Source organism: Streptomyces sp. NPDC002573 (assembly GCF_042889625.1).
Taxonomy (GTDB): domain Bacteria; phylum Actinomycetota; class Actinomycetes; order Streptomycetales; family Streptomycetaceae; genus Streptomyces; species Streptomyces gibsoniae.
The window spans coordinates 40,973-59,848 of sequence record NZ_JBIARC010000043.1 but is presented as its reverse complement, the minus strand read 5'-3'; the positions used below and the strand labels follow the sequence as shown (position 1 = coordinate 59,848).

15 protein-coding genes and 1 tRNA gene are annotated in these 18,876 nt (G+C 70.6%); 6 read left to right on the top strand and 10 right to left on the bottom strand.

All coding sequences use genetic code 11. The features are described from left to right. Positions 1-87: 87 nt before the first annotated feature. The gene (locus ACFYX0_RS31865) at positions 88-1,569 is read left to right on the top strand and encodes a cellulose binding domain-containing protein (RefSeq protein WP_388975345.1); all 1,482 of its coding nucleotides are present in this window, start codon (positions 88-90) and stop codon (positions 1,567-1,569) included. 54 nt (positions 1,570-1,623) lie between these two features. Here the strand turns inward: ACFYX0_RS31865 and ACFYX0_RS31860 are convergent, their stop codons facing one another. From ACFYX0_RS31860 to ACFYX0_RS31845, 4 genes are all read right to left on the bottom strand, one after another. Beyond that, positions 1,624-3,051: a GH1 family beta-glucosidase gene (locus tag ACFYX0_RS31860; RefSeq protein WP_388975342.1), complete on the bottom strand. Its 1,428-nt coding sequence runs from the start codon at positions 3,049-3,051 to the stop codon at positions 1,624-1,626. Positions 3,052-3,250: 199 nt separating this feature from the next. Beyond that, positions 3,251-4,159 carry a carbohydrate ABC transporter permease gene (locus tag ACFYX0_RS31855; protein WP_388975339.1) on the bottom strand — a complete coding sequence of 303 codons (909 nt, stop codon included), beginning with the start codon at positions 4,157-4,159 and terminating at the stop codon, positions 3,251-3,253. After that, on the bottom strand, positions 4,156-5,184 hold the full coding sequence (locus ACFYX0_RS31850; RefSeq protein ID WP_388975336.1) for a carbohydrate ABC transporter permease: 1,029 nt from the start codon (positions 5,182-5,184) through the stop codon (positions 4,156-4,158). Before ACFYX0_RS31850 ends, ACFYX0_RS31855 begins: the two co-directional genes overlap by 4 nt. After that, positions 5,181-6,503: an ABC transporter substrate-binding protein gene (locus tag ACFYX0_RS31845; protein WP_388975333.1), complete on the bottom strand. Its 1,323-nt coding sequence runs from the start codon at positions 6,501-6,503 to the stop codon at positions 5,181-5,183. The genes ACFYX0_RS31850 and ACFYX0_RS31845 overlap by 4 nt, the downstream gene beginning before the upstream one ends. A 342-nt stretch (positions 6,504-6,845) precedes the next feature. Here ACFYX0_RS31845 and ACFYX0_RS31840 point away from each other — a divergent pair, with 342 nt between their 5' ends. Next, positions 6,846-7,901, top strand: coding sequence for a LacI family DNA-binding transcriptional regulator (locus ACFYX0_RS31840; protein ID WP_388975330.1), 1,056 nt, complete (start codon positions 6,846-6,848; stop codon positions 7,899-7,901). 230 nt (positions 7,902-8,131) lie between these two features. On the opposite strand, the gene ACFYX0_RS31835 is transcribed toward ACFYX0_RS31840, so the two are convergent. The 4 genes from ACFYX0_RS31835 to ACFYX0_RS31820 all read right to left on the bottom strand — a co-directional run bounded on the left by ACFYX0_RS31835 (position 8,132) and on the right by ACFYX0_RS31820 (position 11,069). Beyond that, a tRNA-His gene (locus ACFYX0_RS31835) sits at positions 8,132-8,204 on the bottom strand. Between the two features lie 111 nt (positions 8,205-8,315). Next, entirely contained in the window at positions 8,316-8,918 is a 603-nt protein-coding gene (gene orn / locus ACFYX0_RS31830) for an oligoribonuclease (protein WP_311692550.1), read from the bottom strand. Between the two features lie 152 nt (positions 8,919-9,070). Next, positions 9,071-10,327, bottom strand: coding sequence for a helix-turn-helix domain-containing protein (locus tag ACFYX0_RS31825; RefSeq protein ID WP_311692552.1), 1,257 nt, complete (start codon positions 10,325-10,327; stop codon positions 9,071-9,073). Between the two features lie 379 nt (positions 10,328-10,706). Next, a complete protein-coding gene (locus ACFYX0_RS31820) occupies positions 10,707-11,069 on the bottom strand; it encodes a hypothetical protein (protein ID WP_388975327.1) in 363 nt (120 codons plus the stop codon). Between the two features lie 479 nt (positions 11,070-11,548). Between ACFYX0_RS31820 and ACFYX0_RS31815 the strand changes: the two genes are divergently transcribed. Together ACFYX0_RS31815 and ACFYX0_RS31810 are read left to right on the top strand one after the other, a co-directional pair. Continuing rightward, positions 11,549-12,076 carry a universal stress protein gene (locus ACFYX0_RS31815; protein ID WP_311692556.1) on the top strand — a complete coding sequence of 176 codons (528 nt, stop codon included), beginning with the start codon at positions 11,549-11,551 and terminating at the stop codon, positions 12,074-12,076. Between the two features lie 358 nt (positions 12,077-12,434). Beyond that, on the top strand, positions 12,435-13,001 hold the full coding sequence (locus tag ACFYX0_RS31810; protein ID WP_388975324.1) for a GPR1/FUN34/YaaH family transporter: 567 nt from the start codon (positions 12,435-12,437) through the stop codon (positions 12,999-13,001). Between the two features lie 116 nt (positions 13,002-13,117). Here ACFYX0_RS31810 and glmS read toward each other — a convergent pair whose 3' ends face one another. Together glmS and ACFYX0_RS31800 are read right to left on the bottom strand one after the other, a co-directional pair. Next, entirely contained in the window at positions 13,118-14,935 is a 1,818-nt protein-coding gene (glmS, locus tag ACFYX0_RS31805) for a glutamine--fructose-6-phosphate transaminase (isomerizing) (RefSeq protein ID WP_388975321.1), read from the bottom strand. A gap of 65 nt (positions 14,936-15,000) precedes the next feature. Beyond that, on the bottom strand, positions 15,001-15,258 hold the full coding sequence (locus tag ACFYX0_RS31800) for a hypothetical protein (RefSeq protein ID WP_311692562.1): 258 nt from the start codon (positions 15,256-15,258) through the stop codon (positions 15,001-15,003). A 165-nt stretch (positions 15,259-15,423) separates the two neighbouring features. On the opposite strand from ACFYX0_RS31800, the gene ACFYX0_RS31795 reads away from it, so the two are divergent. Beyond that, positions 15,424-16,989: a purple acid phosphatase family protein gene (locus ACFYX0_RS31795; protein WP_388975318.1), complete on the top strand. Its 1,566-nt coding sequence runs from the start codon at positions 15,424-15,426 to the stop codon at positions 16,987-16,989. A 266-nt stretch (positions 16,990-17,255) separates the two neighbouring features. Next, positions 17,256-18,848: a beta-N-acetylhexosaminidase gene (locus tag ACFYX0_RS31790; RefSeq protein ID WP_388975316.1), complete on the top strand. Its 1,593-nt coding sequence runs from the start codon at positions 17,256-17,258 to the stop codon at positions 18,846-18,848. Positions 18,849-18,876 lie beyond the last annotated feature (28 nt).

Sequence of the window (18,876 nt, the reverse complement as noted above, 5' to 3'; positions counted from 1 at the left end):
GGCGTCCGGAACAGGACGTTTGACCGATTTCGGCTCGCTAGCGTGCTGCCGCACCCTCCCCCCGTGAGCAGTGAAGGCAGGCACGCGATGAGCAGTACGCACCGGCGCACGATCAGCGTCCGGAACAAGGTGATCGGTGGTCTCGTCGCCGCCTCCGTCGTCGGCGGCGGGGCGATCCTGATCACCGGGACGGCACACGCCGCCGCGGTCGGCGCCGTGTACACCAAGACCAGCGAGTGGTCGACGGGATACACCGCGCAGTACGTCGTCACGAACGACAGCGGCAAGGCCAAGGACGACTGGACGCTGCAGTTCGACCTGCCCTCCGGTGCGAAGCTCAGCTCCCTGTGGGACGGCACGTCGACGGTGAGCGGACAGCACGTCACCGTACGGCCGCCGTCCTGGGACAAGGACGGACTGACCGCGGGCGAGTCGGTGACCGTGGGCTTCGTGGTGACCGGGTCGGGCGATCCGACCGGCTGTCTCATAGACGGAGCGAAGTGCTCGGCGGACGGCGGCGCGACGCCCGAGCCGAGCGGCCGCCCCACCCGGCCCGAGACCCCGGCGCCGACCCAGCCGGCGACCACCAGGCCGACCCCCACGGCATCGGCCACCCGGACGCCCTCCGCCCCGGCCACTCCGGTCCCCACCCAGACCTCCGACTCCGGCACGACCACCGGCGCCGGCTTCGCCCCGTACGTCGACACCTCCCTCTTCCCGGCTTTCGATCTGCTCGCCTCCGCGAACGCGACGGGGGTCAAGACCTACAACCTGGCCTTCGTCACCGACGGCGGCGGCTGCACGCCCAAGTGGGGCGGTGTCACGGCCGTCGGCAGCGACGCGGTGGCCGCCCAGATCGGCGACCTGCGCGCCAAGGGCGGCGACGTACGCGTCTCCTTCGGTGGCGCCTCCGGTTCGGAGCTGGCGACCACATGCTCCTCGGCGGACGCGCTCGCGGCGGCGTACGGGAAGGCCGTGGACGCCTACAAGCTCACCAAGGTCGACTTCGACGTCGAGGGCGGCGCGCTGCCGAACGCGGCCGCGAACACGCGCCGCGCAGAGGCCATCGCCAAGCTTCAGCAGCAGCACCCGGGCCTGGACGTCTCGTTCACCCTGCCGGTGATGCCCGAGGGCCTCACCCAGGACGGCGTGAACCTCCTGGCCGACGCCAAGGCGAACGGCGTGAAGATCTCCGCCGTCAACATCATGGCGATGGACTACGGCCCCGCGTACAGCGGCGACATGGGCACCTACGCCGTGCAGGCCGCCACCGCCACCCAGGCGCAGATCAAGAGCGTGCTCGCCCTCTCCGACAGCGCCGCCTGGAAGACGGTCGCGGTCACCCCGATGATCGGCGTCAACGACGTCTCGTCCGAGGTCTTCAAGGTCGACGACGCCACCCAGCTGGTCGACTTCGCCAAGTCCAAGGGACTCGGCGGGCTGTCGATGTGGTCGGCCGCCCGCGACAAGGCCTGCGACGGCGGCCCCAAGCCCACCGCGGACGCGACCTGCAGCTCGATCGCCCAGGAGAAGTTCGCCTTCTCCAAGGCGTTCGCCGCCTTCAAGTAGTCCCCGGCGAACCCGGGGCGCGGCACTCCCCTCCCCGTGCCGCGCCCCGGACGGTCAGGCGGTCGCCGGCGGCAGCGTGCCCGTCCGGGCCGCCCGGCCGTACCAGTGCGCGCTCGACTTCGGGGTGCGGGCCAGCGTCGCGTAGTCCACGTACACCGCCCCGAACCGCTTCTCGTAGCCGTAGGCCCACTCGAAGTTGTCCATCAGGGACCACAGGTAGTAGCCGCGCACCTCGGCGCCGTCGTCGAGGGCGCGGCGGACCGCCGACAGATGCCCGTGCAGATACGCGATCCGCTCCGGGTCGTGCACGCGGCCGTCCGGGTCCGGCTTGTCGTCGTACGCCGCGCCGTTCTCCGTGACGTACAGCGGCAGCCCCGGCGCCTCCCGCGAGTACCGCATGAGCAGGTCGTGCAGTCCGCTCGGATCGATGGACCAGCCCATCTCCGTGCGCTCGCCGGGCATTTGGTGGAAGGCCACGTCGTCCGCGCCCGGCCAGGGCGAGTACGGGCTCGCGCCGTGACCGTCCGCCCGCGGGCCGCTCGCCCTCGCCTCGCCGGCCGCGGACACGAGCGCCGGGGTGTAGTAGTTCAGGCCGAGGGCGTCCAGCGGCTGGTTGATGATCGCCAGGTCACCGTCCCGCACCTGCGACCAGTCCGTGACGGAGGCCGTCGCGGCGAGCAGCGTCTCCGGGTACACCCCGTGCAGCATCGGGCCGTGGAAGACCCCGTTCGCCAGGTCGTCGATCTTCCGGCCCGCCGCCAGGTCCGCCGGGTCCTGCGACACCGTGCGCACCACCGAGGAGTTCAGGCTCACCGCGACCGAGTTGCGGGCCGGCATCACGGACCGCAGCGCGGAGGCGCCGAGGCCATGGGCCAGGTTCAGATGGTGCGCGGCGCGCAGCGAAGCCGCCGCGTCCGTACGGCCCGGGGCGTGCACCCCGGAGCCGTAGCCCAGAAAAGCGCTGCACCACGGCTCGTTCAGGGTGATCCACTGCTCGACGCGGTCGCCCAGCGCCTCGCCCACGATCCGCGCGTACTCGGCGAACCGGTACGCCACGTCGCGCTCCGGCCAGCCGCCCGCGTCCTCCAGCTCCTGCGGCAGGTCCCAGTGGTAGAGGGTGATCGCGGGCCGGATGCCATGGGCGAGCAGCTCGTCGACCAGACGGCGGTAGAAGTCCAGGCCCCGCTGGACCGCGGGGCCCCGGCCGGTCGGCTGCACCCGTGACCAGGAGATGGAGAAGCGGTACGCCGACAGGCCCAGCTCGGCCATCAGCGCGACGTCCTCGCGATAGCGGTGGTAGTGGTCGACAGCGATGTCACCGGTCTCGCCACCGGCCGTCCGGCCCGGCGTATGGCTGAAGGTGTCCCAGATGGAGGGGGTACGGCCGTCCTCCCGCACCGCCCCCTCGATCTGGTACGCGGAGGTCGCCGCGCCCCAGAGGAAGGCAGGGGGGAAGGTCACGGGCGTTGCGGACTCAGGCATGGAAGCGCTCCCATTTTTGGTCGAGGAGACCGACGGTGGTGCGGGACCCGACGGGCCAGGGGGCCCGGCGGATCCGCGGTGGTTCGGAGGAGGAGGGGGATAGGGGAAAGGGGCCGGGGCGGCGGTGACCCGGCCCCCGGACGTCAGGGGCGGCGCGGGAGGTGGTCCCTCGCGCGAGCCGGTCGGGCGCGGGCGGCGGTCAGCCCTTGATCGCGCCCTGCATGATCCCGCCCACGATCTGCTTCCCGAACAGCAGGAAGGCGATCAGCAGCGGCAGCGTGCCGAGCAGAGCGCCGGCCATGATGACCGCCTGGTCGGGGACGTACCCGGTGCCCAGCGAGTTGAGCGCGACCTGCACGGTGGGGTTCTGCTGGTTGAGGGCGATGATCGGCCACAGGAAGTCGTTCCAGGCGAACACGAAGGTCAGCAGGCCGAGCACGGCCATCGCGGGCCGCGCCGCGGGGAAGACCACATGCCACACCACCCGGAGACTGCTCGCACCGTCCACCCGCGCCGCCTCGATCAGCTCGGTGGGCAGCGCCTGCACCAGGTACTGCCGCATGAAGAACGTGCCGAAGGCCGTCACCAGCGTCGGCAGCACGACGGTCTGGAGCTGGTTGGACCAGCCGAGGTCGGACATCCACAGATACAGCGGTACGACGGCCAGCTGCGGCGGGATCATCATCGTGCCGATCGTCAGCAGCAGCAGCGCACCGGAGAACCGGAACCGCAGCTTGGCGAAGGCGAATCCGGCCAGCGTGGAGAACAGGACCGTGCTGACGGTGATGGTGGCCGCGACGAGCGTCGAGTTGAACATCGCGGTGCCGAGCCCGGCCTGGTCCCAGGCCGCCTGGAGGTTCTTGAACAGGTTCCCGCCGAACCACACCGGCGGCGGCGTCTCGGCGAGCCGGCGGTCGGTGCGGGATGCCGCGATCGCCGTCCACACCAGCGGCGCCAGCGAGACGAGTGCGAAGACGGTCAGGACGACGTAGGTGACCGGGCCCGCGTCCAGCTGCTTTCCCGCGCCCATCACCCGGGGACGCCGCCGCTCGCCCCGTGCCGTCCCCTTCCCGGTCGCCCCGGGCAGCGTCAGATCACTTGAGGTCATTGGGACTTCCTCAGCCTTCGGGAGAGCAGCATGTTGACCACGGCCACCACCAGCAGGATCAGGAACATCGACCAGGCGATCGCGGAGGCCTTGCCGAGGTTGCCGATGATCCAGCCCTGGTCGTACATGTACAGGCCGAGCGTCTGGTACTGGTGCTCGGAGCCGCCCTTGGAGCCGCTGGCCCCGCCGAACAGCAGGGGCTCTCCGAAGAGCTGCGTCGCGCCGATCGTGGAGACGATCACCGTGAAGAGGATCGTCGGCCGCAGCATCGGCACCGTCACATGGCGGAACTGCTGCCAGCGCCCCGCGCCGTCCAGTGCCGCCGACTCGTACAGATCGCTGGGGATCGCCTGCATCGCCGCCAGATAGATCAGCGCGTTGTAGCCGGTCCACCGCCAGATCACGATCGAGGACACAGCGAACTGCGAACCCCAGTCGGACTCCCGCCAGTTGACCGGGCCGACGCCGACGAAGTGCAGCAGCCAGTTGACCATGCCGCCGTCCCAGGAGTACAGCAGCGTGAAGACCAGCGTCGCCGCGGCCACCGAGGTGGCGTACGGGGTGAGCATCACGACCCGCCAGACGGTCGAGCCGCGCAGCCGGTAGTTGAGCAGATGCGCGAGCCACAGCGCCGCGAGGAGCTGCGGCACCGTGGAGATCACACCGATGGTGAAGGTGTTCTCCAGCGCGTTCCAGAAGAACTCCGAGGAGAACAGGTTCTTGTAGTTGTCCAGCCCCGCCCAGGTCTGATGGTCCAGCGCGGACAGCTGCACGCTGTGCAGCGAGTACCAGGCCGTGTAGAGCAGCGGGACCAGCGAGAAGGCCCCGAAGACGACGAAGAACGGGGCGATGAACACATACGGCGACGCCTTCATGTCCCAGCGGTACAGCCGGCTGCGCCAGGAGCCGGCGCCCGCCGGCGGCGTACCGCGACCGTGAGCGCCCCGGGCCGCGCCCGGCTGGCTGCCGGGCGCGGCCTCGGCGCTCGACGCGGGGTGCGCGAGAGCCTCTTGGGAGCGGGTCACTGGCCGAGCACGTCCTTGATCTCCTTGGTGGCCGCGTCCCAGCCCTGGGCCGGGGTCTTGCCCTTCTGCTCGACCTGGAGGATGCCGATGTCGGTGATCGCGCTGTCGATCGGCTTGTCCTTGGGACCGAGCGGCTGCGACGGGATGGTCTTGGCCGAGTCGGAGAAGATCTGTGTGAGCGGTGCGTTCGAGAAGTAGGCGGTGGTGTCGGCCTGCGGCGTGAGGTTCGCGTACGCCGACGGGGTCGACGGGAAGCTGGCCTGCTTGGCGAAGACCTTCGCCTGCTGCTCGGGTGCGGTCAGCCACTTCGCCAGGGCGATGGCCTCCTTCTGGTGCTTGCTCGCCGTCGGCACGCCGAGGAAGGAGCCGCCCCAGTTCGACGCGGTCGGGGCCGCCGCCACGTCCCACTTGCCCTTGCCGGAGTCACCGGACTTCTGCTCGATGTAGCCGATCATCCACGCCGGGCAGGCCACCGTGGCGAAGGTGCCGTTGGCGAAGCCCTGGTCCCAGGTCGGGTCGAACTGCTTCAGCTTCGCCGACATGTTGCTCGTCGCCGCGGTCATGGCGACGTCCCAGGCCTTCTTCACGCCCTCGGACTTGTCCCAGACGACGTTGCCGTCCTTGTCGTAGTTGCGCACGCTCGCGCCGCCCAGCACCGCGTTGTAGACCGAGGCGGCCGAGTCCACGAACTTGGTGCCCTTCGGCGCCTTCTTCATGTACTGCTTGCCGAGGTCGACGTACTTGGCCCAGTCGCCCTTCCACAGGGCGGCGAGCTTGGTGCGGTCCGTCTCCAGACCGGCCTTCTGAAACAGGTCCTTGCGGTAGCAGATCGCCATCGGGCCGATGTCCGTGCCGAGCCCGATCGTCCTGCCGTCCTTGGTGGTGGCCTGGGCCAGCTTCCAGTCCAGCCACTGGGACTTGTCGACCTCCTTGCCGAGGTCGACGAACTTGGCGGCCTGCGTCTCCACCGCCTCGGTGATGTTGCCGACCTCGATCGCCTGGACGTCGTCCGTACCGGAACCGGCCTGCAGACGGGTGAGGACCTTCGGCCAGTAGACGTCGGTGCGGGTGGTGACGTTCTCCTTGATGGAGATGTCCGGGTGCAGCTTCATGTACTCGTCGTAGAGACCGGACTGCTTGTAGCCGAAGACGCCGAACGTGCCGATCGTCAAGGTGGTCTTGCCCTTGCCGCCACCGCCGCTCGCGTCCGGCGAGCCGCCGTCCGAGTCGTTGGCGCAGCCGGCCAGCAGACCCGTGGCCAGCGCGGCGACGGCCGCGAAGGCCACCAGCCTGTGGGACCGGCGGGTACTCGTGCGCATTGCGTCCTCCTGTTGCCTGACGTGCCGACCCCCCGGCCAACTGCATTGGTTGGACCCGTTCGTACGCGCTGCGGCTCGGGCGGGGAACGTGCGGGACGTGTATGGGTCAGGTACTGTGGGAGCGCTCCCACAAGTGATGAGTTGAAGAGTCGTGGGTCGGGGCGGGGGTGTCAAGGGAGCTGACGCGCAGAACTGCGTTCAGTTATCGGGCTGTTAGCCGGAACCGGGGCGGTCCCCTCGGCTCGCGCCGTGCTGTCCGGCGCTCGCCGCGAGTGATCGCCACGGCGGACGGGACTGTTAGATTCCAGGCCAGCGTGAGACGACGGCGGAAGGCGGAGCCCCATGGCAAGCCACGGAGCGCGGGGCAGGGGCGGCGGTCGGCCGACCCTCGAAGAGGTGGCCGCGCGCGCCGGTGTCGGTCGCGGCACGGTGTCCCGGGTGATCAACGGCTCGCCCCGGGTCAGCGACGCGACACGCGCGGCGGTCGAGGCGGCGGTCGCGGAACTCGGTTATGTGCCGAACACGGCGGCGCGGGCGCTGGCCGCCAACCGCACCGACGCCATCGCTCTCGTCGTCCCCGAGCCGGAGACCCGCTTCTTCGCCGAGCCGTACTTCTCGGACATGCTCAAGGGCGTGGGCGCCGAGTTGGCGGACACGGAGATGCAACTGCTGCTGATCTTCGCGGGCAACGACCGTGAGCGCCGCCGGCTGGCCCAGTACCTCGCGGCGCACCGGGTGGACGGGGTGCTGCTGGTGTCCGTGCACGCGGACGACCCGCTGCCCGATCTCCTCGCCCAGTTGGAGATCCCGGCGGTGATCAGCGGCCCCCGCTCGGAGCGCGAGACGCTGCCGTCGGTGGACTCGGACAACTACGGCGGCGGCCGCTCGGCGGTCGAGCATCTGATCACCCGCGGTCGTGCGCACATCGCCACGATCACCGGCCCTCTCGACGTCTACGGCGCCCAGCGGCGTATCGACGGCTATCGCGACGCACTGCGGGACGCGGGCCGCGCGGTGGACGAGGCCCTGATCGCCCGCGGTGACTTCACCGAGGAGGGCGGCCGCCGGGCCATGACGGAGCTGCTGGCCCGCCGTCCCGCTCTGGACGCGGTGTTCGCGGAGTCGGACGTGATGGCGGCCGGGGCCCGCCAGGTGCTGCGCGAGGCGGGCCGCCGTATCCCCGACGACGTGGCGCTGGTCGGCTTCGACGACTCGGTGATCGCCCGCCACATGGATCCGCCCCTGACGAGCGTGCGCCAGCCGATAGAGGAGATGGGCCGCGCGATGATCGATCTGCTGCTGGAGGAGATAGCGGACCGTCGCCCGGCGGCCGCGCGCGGCCCGGAACGCCGTCAGCTGGTCCTGCCGACGGAACTGGTGGAGCGCGCCTCCTCCTGAGATGCGCCGCCACGGCGTCGGTCCGTGCGGCGCGCCCGGGCGCGCCGCGCCCGCCGAGGGCCGGGTGCCGTCCGGCTGCCGAGGCTGCCCCATGGTCGCGCGTGTGCCGGATGCGTCGTACGACGGCCGACCCGTGTTCCGGGGCGTCGGCCCAGGTCGGCCGGGACGCAGTGGCCGAAACGCAGTCCAGCCGGTGTCCCGCTCCCACGGGTCACCGGCTGGCTACTGAGGGTGAGTGACGGGACTCGAACCCGCGACATCCTGGACCACAACCAGGTGCTCTACCAGCTGAGCTACACCCACCATGACCGGTGTTTTCTGCTTTCCGCACCGGCCGAGAAAAAGTGTACAGGGTCCGAAGGGGTGCTCGCGCCAGCGTTTCTCCGGGGCCCGGTCAGGGCCCCGTCAGGAACGCTACTGCGCGGGCAGCACGTGCCGGGCCGCGATCGTGCGCGCCGTGTCCGAGTCGGGGCCCGGCTGCGGCACGAAGATCGCCTCCCGGTAGTAGCGCAACTCCGCGATCGACTCGCGGATGTCGGCCAGCGCCCGGTGGTTGCCGTTCTTCTCGGGGCTGTTGAAGTACGCCCTCGGGTACCAGCGCCGGGCCAGTTCCTTGATCGAGCTGACGTCCACGATCCGGTAGTGGAGGTAGTCCTCCAGCGTCGGCATGTCGCGGGCCAGGAAGCCGCGGTCCGTGCCGACCGAGTTGCCGCACAGCGGCGCCTTGCCCGGTTCCTTGACGTGCTCCCGGATGTAGGAGAGGACCTGCTCCTCGGCGTCGGCGAGCGTCGTGCCGGCCGCCAGCTCGTCGAGCAGTCCCGAGGTGGTGTGCATCTGACGCACCACCTCCGGCATCGTCTCCAGCGCCGTGTCCGGCGGCCGGATCACGATGTCCACGCCCTCGCCGAGTACGTTCAGCTCGGAGTCGGTGACCAGCGCGGCCACCTCGATGAGCGCGTCGTCGGACAGCGAGAGTCCGGTCATCTCGCAGTCGATCCACACCATGCGATCGTTCATGTGTCCCACCTTATGGCCCGCCCGGGTCATGCGGACCGCCCGTGCAGGGAGAAAGGCCCGGTCCCGGCCCTGCGGGCACGCCGAAGGGGCGGGATCCGCGTGGTGTGCGCCACGTCTGGTGGATCCCGCCCGTCCCCGACTCCGGGCCAGCGCTAGTGCGCGCTGCGCTGCCCCGGCAGGCTCGGGCGGCTCGCCGCGTACAGCTCCGGGACGTGCCTGACCGGATGGTCGACGTGCTTGCCGTGGTGGTCCGCGGCCAGGGACGCCGCGGCGCCGAGCGAGCTCGCGGCGGCCGTGCGCCGGGTCTGCATCGGGACCGGGGCGGCCTCCTGCGCCACCTGCGGCGCCATCGGTCCACCGGGCCCGTCAGGGTCCCCCGCCCGTTCGCTCTGCGGACGGCGCGCCCGGTACGCGGCCCGGTACGCCGCCGGCGACGAGCCGAGCTGGCGCCGGAAATGCCCGCGCAGCGCGACCGGCGAGCGGAAGCCGCAGCGCCCGGCGACCTCGTCGACCGAGTAGTCGGAGGTCTCCAGCAGCCGCTGGGCCTGCAGCACCCGCTGGGTGATCAGCCACTGCAGCGGCGCGCTGCCGGTCAGCGAACGGAACCGGCGGTCGAACGTCCGCCTGCTCATGTACGCCCGCGCGGCCAGGGTCTCCACGTCGAACTGCTCGTGGAGATGCTCCAACGCCCAGGCGACGACCTCCGCGAGGGGGTCGGCGCCGATCTCCTCAGGTAAAGACCTGTCGAGATAGCGCTCCTGGCCGCCGCTGCGGCGCGGTGGGACCACCAGGCGCCGGGCGAGTGCGCCCGCCGCCTCGTTGCCGTGGTCCGTGCGCACGATATGGAGGCAGAGGTCGATACCGGCCGCGGTGCCGGCCGACGTCAGGACGTCGCCGTCGTCCACGAACAGCTCGCGTGGATCGACGTGCACCGACGGATAGCGCTTGGCCAGCGTCGGTGCGTACATCCAGTGTGTGGTGGCCGGCCGGCCGTCCAGCAGTCCGGCGGCGGCCAGCACGAAGGCGCCGGTGCACAACCCGACGATGCGGGCGCCTTCCTCGTGCGCCCGGCGCAGTGCGTCGAGCGCATCCTCGGGCGGTGGTGAGGTGATCGACCTCCAGGCCGGCACCACGACGGTGCCCGCCCGTGAGATCGCCTCGAGCCCGTACGGCGCGGTGAGTTCCAGGCCCCCTGTGGTCCGCAGCGGGCCTTCCTCTCCGGCGGCCACCAGCAGTCGGTAGCGCGGAACTCCGGCGTCCTGGCGGTCGATCCCGAACACCGAAAGCGGTATGGAACTCTCGAAGATGGGGCCGCCGCTGAACAGCAGCACCGCGACGATCTCCTTGCGCCGTCGCCCGGACAGCTTCCGGGCCGCGGCATCCGCCGTGGCAGTGGAGTCGTGGCTCATCCTGCTAAGCCCCCCTCGGTGGTCGCGGCTCCTCGGTTGTGTCGCTCCTGCACGTTTCCCCTCGGTCCTGCACGAGTCCCCCGCCGTAAAGACAATCATGATCGAATTTACTGTGTCCCGCCGTGGCGGCGTGACCAGTTCACCATCCGGCACATTGTCGACATGACAACTTGGCGTGAAGCATTCGATCACGAAGGGTTGCACTCGTGGGCCGTGCAGGGAAGTGCGCCTCGTCCCCGTGGCCAATCCACATAGGGTCCGGGAGCCCTCCAGGACCCTTTCGGTGCAGGTCGAACGGGGGGTGGGGGGCCGTTCGGCCCCATGATGCACGGGTGTGAGAAGTTGGCTGAAAAGAAGCGGGGGCGTGCGCGGAAACCGGTCAGTCGACCGGAGTGTTTGCGTCTCCGTTCCGCCCGCCCCCTCGCGCCCCCGTTCCGGCCGCGCCGTACCGGGCGGAGTGGGGTGCGGAGCGCGGGAAGCCGCAGGGTGCGCACTCCTCGTCCGCGGGCCGCGCCGCGCCCAGTTCGGACTGCCGCAGCAGCGCGCGGCACGCCCAGGTGACCGCTGTGAGGCCCATCGTGGCGCTGATCGCACCGGCGACCGAGGTGCCGCTCCAGACGAGGACCACGGGGACCAGGACACAGGTGAACCAGGCCCAGCGGACGAGCACGGCCGCCGTTTCGGAAGTGGGACGGTTCCGGGGTACCGGACGGTTCCGGGACACGGGGCGGGGTGCGGACACGGCGGGCTCCCTGGGGCGGAGGGTCACCGGAATCAACGCGTGTCCGATCGGTCGGTCACTGGCGTCCACGGGTGCACCGCGCCGGCCGGCGCCGGCGGACCGCCGCGAGCCGTCCTGGTGCCACGGCGTGACCGGACCGTCGCTCCCCGGTGCCGTGGCCGGTGTTCTTCGCTCCCTGTCCGAACCCGTGCCGCGGAAGCCGGGCCGCCGCCCTGGTCGCTGAGTGAACCCTGTGCGAACCACCTGTACGAGGCAGCAACCATTGCGTTACGGGCGTCCCTCGTGCATGCTCTCTGGAACCCCGTGACGGGGGCTCCTCTTGTTCGGGCGAAGCCGGGAACTCTGGGGGTCGCGCGGGATCTGGGCGAAGGAGGCGTGCCGCCGTACCCTTGGGGGTATGCGGTTGGGAGATGATTCCCGGACACCGCTCCGCCGCACAGTGTCGTCCCACCCACGAGGATCACAACGCCGAGACACTCATGGCCGGTCACGAATTCTTCGAACCCGCGGACCGCAAGCGCCGCGTCGCCGATCCCACGGCGGCCGAGCCCTTGGCGGCCGAAGAGTCACGCCCGTCCTGCGACCCCGCCTTCAAGCACGGTGTGGTGGTCGGCTTCGACGGCTCCACGTCCAGCGAGCGCGCGCTCGCCTACGCGATCGGCATGGCCCACCGCTCCGGCTCGGGCCTGATCATCGTGCATGTCGCCAACCGGCTGCCCACCACGGTGTGGGCGGGCTGCGAGCCACCGGTCTTCGTCGATGTGCCGGACCACCGCACCGAGGTCCTCGGGCTGGAACTGGCCTGCGCCGAGCATCTCGCCGAGGTGCCCTGGATCCTGGTCGAGCGCGGCGGCGACATCTGTCACGAACTCGAAGAGGTGGGGCGGGAGTACGAGGCGGACGCCATCGTCGTCGGCTCCACCCAGGGCATCGTCGGCCGTATCTTCGGCTCGGTCGCCGGCCGGCTCGCCAAGCGCGCCCGGCGCCCCGTCATCGTCATCCCCTGAGGCTCTCCGACACCGTCTCCGGGCGCTTCGGCGTGCCCGTGGCCGCTTGTGCGTGCGTACGACCGCTCGGGCGCGGTCAGGCCGGTTTCACGCGCTGACGCCCCTCGGACCCGCCCATGGCCGGTTTCACGCGCCTGCGACCGCCCGGTCCCGGCCGCCTCGCCCCGCGACCCCGTCGCAACCTCCGCGCCGCCCTTTCGTAACTCCCCGTCGGCTCAGGTGAGATGGAGAACGGCCACCTCCAACTCCCTTGCGCGAGCGGGCGAAGCTACTCGCGCGTAGAGGTGTTTGTGTCTTTGTGAAGGGCATATATCGGTCACCGCACGACCGTACGTGCAGGACAAGAAGGGAGCCCGCCGTGGACAACGACGTCTCTGCGGGAAGCACCACCACGATCGTCGGCCGACTCGCGCTGGGTGTCACGCTGTTGGCCTTCGGTCTCGGAACGACCAAGGTGATCGACGGCGTGACGACGGCCGACGCCGTGTCACTGGCCCACTATGTGGGCGGCGTTGCCCTGTTCCTCGCCGGCCTGCTCGCTTTCCGCGACCGTGACTCCGCCAACGGTACGGCCTTCTCGGCGCTCGGCGCCCTGTGGTTCACCTGGGCCGTCACGGCCGGCGGCCAGATGTCCGACAACGCCGCGGGACTCTTCTCGCTGCTGTTCGCCCTCGTCGTCCTGAGCCTGGCTCTCGGAGCGGCGGGCGACGTCCTCGGCCAGGGCACCTACGCCCTGCTCTGCGTCTCCCTGGTGCTGCTCGCCATCGGGCGCTTCGCGGGCAACGACGCGCTGGGCAAGGCGGGCGGCTGGTGCGCGGTCGCCGCGGGCGCCGTCGCCTGGTACGCGGCCACGGCGGTCCTGGCCAAGTGGCCCACGTCCCTGCCGCGACGCGCTGCCGGCCGGGGGGTGACGGCCGCCGGCTGAGGCAGCGCCGGGCCGGGGAGGGCGGCCCCGGTCCCCTGAGGGAACGACCCCCTGTGCTGGTGGCACACAGGGGGTCGTTCACGTCGTGCGGGGTGATCCGGGGCGGCGGGGAACCGCTACTCCACCGTCACCGACTTCGCCAGGTTGCGCGGCTTGTCGATGTCCCGGCCCAGCGCCAGCGCGGTGTGGTAGGCGAGGAGCTGCAGCGGGATGCCCATCAGGATCGGGTCCAGCTCGTCCTCGTTCTTCGGGACCACGATCGTGTGGTCGGCCTTCTCCTGCTCCTGGTGGGCGACCGCGAGGATCTTGCCGCTACGGGCCTTGATCTCCTCCATGGCCGCGCGGTTCTTCTCCAGCAGATCGTCGTCCGGCACGATCGCCACGGTCGGCAGGGCCGGCTCGATCAGCGCCAGCGGGCCGTGCTTCAGCTCGGAGGCCGGGTAGGCCTCGGCGTGGATGTACGAGACCTCCTTCAGCTTCAGCGAGGCCTCGCGGGCCACCGGGTAGCCGCGCACACGGCCGATGAAGAGCATCGAGCGGGCGTTCGCGAACTGGTCCGCCAGCGCCTTGATCTCCTCCTCCTGCTTGAGGATCTCGGAGATCTGCTGGGGCAGCTTCCGCAGGCCCTCGATGATCCGCTTGCCGTCGCGCACCGACAGGTCCCGGGTACGGCCGAGGTGCAGCGCGAGCAGCGCGAAGGCGACGGTGGTGTTGGTGAAGCACTTGGTGGAGACCACGCACACCTCGGGGCCGGCGTGGACGTACATGCCGCCGTCCGCCTCACGCGCGATCGCCGAGCCGACGACGTTGACGATGCCCAGCACCCGCGCGCCCTTGCGCTTCAGCTCCTGGACGGCCGCGAGGACGTCGTAGGTCTCACCGGACTGCGAGACCGCGACGTACAGCGTGTCGGGGTCCACGACCGCGTTGCGGTAGCGGAACTCGGAGGCGGGCTCGGCGTCCGCGGGGATCCGGGCCAGCTCCTCGATCATCTGGGCGCCGATCATGCCGGCGTGGTACGAGGTGCCGCAGCCGAGGATCTTCACGCGGCGCACCGCGCGGGCCTCGCGGGCGTCCAGGTTGAGGCCGCCCAGGTGGACCGTGGAGAACCGGTCGTCGATGCGGCCGCGCAGCACCCGGTCCACGGCCTCGGCCTGCTCGTGGATCTCCTTGTGCATGTACGTGTCGTGGCCGCCCATGTCGTACGACTCGGCCTCCCACTCCACGGTGGTCGGCTCGGCCGTCGTCCGGGTGCCCTCGGTGGTGTACGTGCGGAAGTCGTCGGCCTTGAGGGTGGCCATCTCGCCGTCGTCGAGGGTGACTATCTGACGGGTGTGGGTGACCAGTGCGGCGACGTCGGAGGCGACGAACATCTCCTTCTCGCCGATGCCGAGCACGACGGGGGAGCCGTTGCGGGCGACCACGATGCGGTCGGCGAAGTCGGCGTGCATCACCGCGATGCCGTAGGTGCCCTCGACGACCCGCAGCGCCTGGCGGACCTTCTCCTCCAGGGTCTCGGCCTGGGAGCGGGCGATGAGGTGGGTGAGGACCTCGGTGTCGGTCTCGGAGAGGAACTCGACGCCGTCCGCCTCCAGTTTCTTCCTGAGGTCGGAGGCGTTGTCGATGATGCCGTTGTGGACGACGGCGACCTTGTGGTCGGCCGACATGTGCGGGTGGGCGTTCACGTCGGACGGGGCGCCGTGGGTGGCCCAGCGGGTGTGGGCGATACCGGTGGTGCCCTTGAAGCGCGCGGGGACCTTGGCCTCCAGGTCGCGGACCCGGCCCTTGGCCTTGACCATCTTCAGGCCGGACGTCTTGGGGGACGTGACGACAATGCCCGCCGAGTCGTAGCCGCGGTACTCCAGCCGCTGCAGACCTTCCAGCAGCAGCGGGGCCACGTCGCGCTTACCGATGTATCCAACGATTCCGCACATATATATCCTTAAGTCCCTTTTGTCCCCGTTGTGGTGAGGTGGCCTCCGAGGCCGTCTCCGGCGCCTCAGCCGTAGACGATGCGGCGCAGCTGGCGGAGCGTGAGCTCGGGCGGCGCGACCGCGCGGTACCTCAGATCGGCCTCGATCCGCTCGAAGATCGTCGCGTTCACCAGGCCCTGGGCCTGCAGTTCGCGATGACGGCGGCGGACGAACTCCTCGGTCGTCTCGTCGAAGTAGGCGAGCACGTCCTGGACCACCCGCAGTGCCTCGCCCCGGCTCAGGGTCGTGGACCGCGTCAGATGATCAACAAGTTCGTCGTGCACCCGGTAGATCCTGCGGTACGGGCGCCGGAATCGCAAGATCCGTGCCCGATTTCGGGCAGCTGTCCACGGTGACTCTCGTGGGTGCCTGTTCGACGCCTGTCCATTCTGTGTCTTGCGCCACGTCGTTTATGTGGAGGAAGTTCAGGCCACATGGACATACCTCGTATGGGAGTACCTGAGAAGTTCGCCGCCCGTATGAACATGGCGGAGCAGCACGAGTACCTGCGCACGAGATTCTCCCGGCGCACGATGATCAGAGGCGGCGCCGTCACCCTGGGCGCCGTCACCGGTGGCGCGTTCGTCCCGGGCGCCACCGCCCAGGCCGCCGTCCCCACCCAGCGCACCGCCCCCGCGACCGAGACCGTCGACGGCGCCCTCGTCGCCCCCTTCGGCCGCCACCTCGCCTTCGGCAACGACCCGCGCACCGAGATCACCGTCTCCTGGCAGGTCCCGGTCGCCGTGCAGAAGCCGTTCATCCGGGTCGGCGCCCACCCCTGTGACCTCTCCCGCAAGATCCCCGCCGAGGTCCGCACCCTCTACACCCCGGCCGGCGTCGGCGCCAGCGGCGACCACACCCAGTACTACCTGCACGCCAAGCTCACCAACCTGCGCCCCGGCAAGACCTACTACTACGGCGTCGGCCACGCGGGCTTCGACCCGGCCGAGCGGCATCTGCTGGGCACCCTCGGCACCTTCACCACGGCTCCCGCCCACAAGGAGCCCTTCACCTTCACCGCGTTCGGCGACGAGGGCGTCAGCTACCACGCCCTGGCCAACAACAGCCTGCTGCTCGGCCAGAACCCGGCCTTCCACCTGCACGCCGGCGACATCGCCTACGGCGACCCGGCCGGCGCGGGCAAGACCACCGACACCGGCTTCGACTCGCGTGTGTGGGACCAGTTCCTGTACCAGACGGAGTCGGTCGCCAAGCAGGTGCCGTGGATGCCGGCCTACGGCAACCACGACATGGAGGCCTGGTACTCGCCCAACGGCTACGGCGGCGAGGAGGCCCGCTGGACCCTGCCGGACAACGGACCGGACAGGACGAACCTCCCGGGCGTCTACTCCTTCGTCTACGGCAACACGGCGGTCATCTCGCTGGACGCCAACGACATCTCCTTCGAGATCCCGGCCAACCTCGGCATCTCGGGCGGCACCCAGACCAAGTGGCTGGAGGCCCAGCTCAAGAAGTTCCGCGCCAGCCACGACATCGACTTCGTCGTCGTGTTCTTCCACCACTGCGCGTACTGCACCTCCACGGCGCACGCCTCGGAGGGGGGCGTGCGACAGGAGTGGGTGCCGCTGTTCGAGAAGTACACCGTGGACCTGGTCATCAACGGCCACAACCACCAGTACGAGCGCACCGACGTCATCAAGGGCGACAAGGTCGTCAAGAAGCTCCCGATCGGCGGCACGGCGTACCCCGAGTCCGAGGGCGTGGTGTACGTGACGGCGGGCGCGGCGGGCCGCAGCCTGTACGCGTTCAGCGCCCCGCTGTCGTACGAGGGCCACGAGAACGAGGTCGAGTCCGTCGCCTCGTTCATCAACGTCAAGGAAGGCAAGCAGAACGAGACGGTCGCCTGGTCGCGCGTGCGCTACCTCGACTACTCCTTCCTGCGCGTCGACGTCACCCCCGCCGCCAAGGGCCGGTACGCCACGCTGAAGGTGCGCGGCATCGCCGAGTCCGGTGAGCAGGTCGACCACTTCACGGTGGCCCGCCGGGCGAAGTAGCACCACTCCCGAAGGCCGCTTCGGCGCCCGGAAGGCAGGGCGCGGAAGACGGCGGGCGGTCCTCGTGTCCGGCACGAGGGCCGCCCGCTCGGTCTCGGCACGTCTCCGGCCGCCGGACGGCCCGCCGGAGCCCTTCGCGCGGCCCGGGCGCCGGGATGAATTCTCGGCGGGGCGGGGGTTGCCCGGGCCCGTTCTGCGGGAGAGTGGTCTATACCCCTCTCGTCCGGTCCGGGCGAGCGCATGGGTCCTCGTGGAAGGGAGCGCATGTGTCACAGCACCACAGAACGCCCCGCATCCTCGGAACACTTCTGCTCGTCGCGACGGCCGGATTCACCCTCGGCGCCGGTGCCCAGCCCGCAGCGGCCGCCCGCGGCACCGGTTCCTTCGCCCGGGTGGTCCCGGCGCCCGCCTCCGCCGTGGCGGGGGGATCCCCGTACGCGATCACCCGGAGCACCCGCATCCGGGTGGACGGCACGAGCGAGACCCGGCGCGTCGGCGAGTACCTCGCGGACGTCCTGCGGCCCTCGACCGGCTACCGGCTGCCGGTCACCACGACCGGCGCCGGAGGCATCCGGCTCACCCTCGGCAGCGGACCGTTCGGCGCCGAGGGTTACCGGCTCGCCGGCGACGCCCACGGCGTGACCATCACCGCCGGCCGCCCCGCCGGCCTCTTCCACGGGGTGCAGACGCTGCGCCAGCTGCTGCCCCCGGCCGTCGAGAGGAAGACCGTGCAGCCCGGCCCCTGGCTGGTCGCGGGCGGTACCGTCACGGACTCCCCGCGCTACGCCTACCGCGGCGCGATGCTCGACGTCTCCCGCCACTTCTTCGGCGTCGCCCAGGTCGAGCGCTATATCGACGCCCTGGCGCTCTACAAGATCAACACCCTGCATCTGCATCTGAGCGACGACCAGGGCTGGCGGATCGCCGTGGACTCCTGGCCGCGTCTCGCGACCTACGGCGGCTCGACCCAGGTCGGCGGCGGCAAGGGCGGCTTCTACACCAAGGCGCAGTACCAGGAGATCGTCCGCCATGCCGCCGCCCGTTATGTCGAGATCGTCCCCGAGATCGACATGCCCGGCCACACCAACGCCGCGCTCGCCTCGTACGCCTCACTGAACTGCGACGGCGTGGCACCCCCGCTCTACACCGGCACCGACGTCGGCTTCAGCTCGCTGTGCGTGAACAAGCCGGTGACCTACGACTTCGTGGACGACGTCGTGCGGGAGCTGGCCGCCCTCACCCCGGGCCGCTACCTGCACATCGGCGGTGACGAGGCACACTCCACCAGCCACGCCGACTATGTGACGTTCATGGACCGGGTGCAGCCCATCGTCGCCAAGTACGGCAAGACCGTGATCGGCTGGCACCAGCTGACCGGGGCGCACCCGGTGAAGGGCGCGCTCGCCCAGTACTGGGGCCTCGACGACACCGCCGCCGACGAGAAGGCCCAGGTCGTCCAGGCCGCACGCAACGGCACCGGGCTGATCCTGTCCCCGGCCGACCGGGTCTACCTCGACATGAAGTACACCAAGGACACGCCGCTCGGACAGGACTGGGCGGGACTGGTGGAGGTCAAACGGTCCTACGACTGGGACCCGGGCACCTATCTGGCGGGCGCGCCCGCCTCGGCGATCGCCGGTGTCGAGGCGCCGCTGTGGTCCGAGACGCTCGTCACCGACGCCGACATCGACTACATGGCCTTCCCCCGGCTGCCGGGCGTGGCCGAGCTGGGCTGGTCGCCGGCCGCCACACACGACTGGGACGCCTACCGGGTGCGGCTCGCCGCCCAGGGGCCCCGGTGGGACGCGCTGGGGATCGGGTACTACCGGTCGCCCCAGGTGCCCTGGCCCGCGCGGTAGACCGCAGCACCGGACGACGACGGGCACC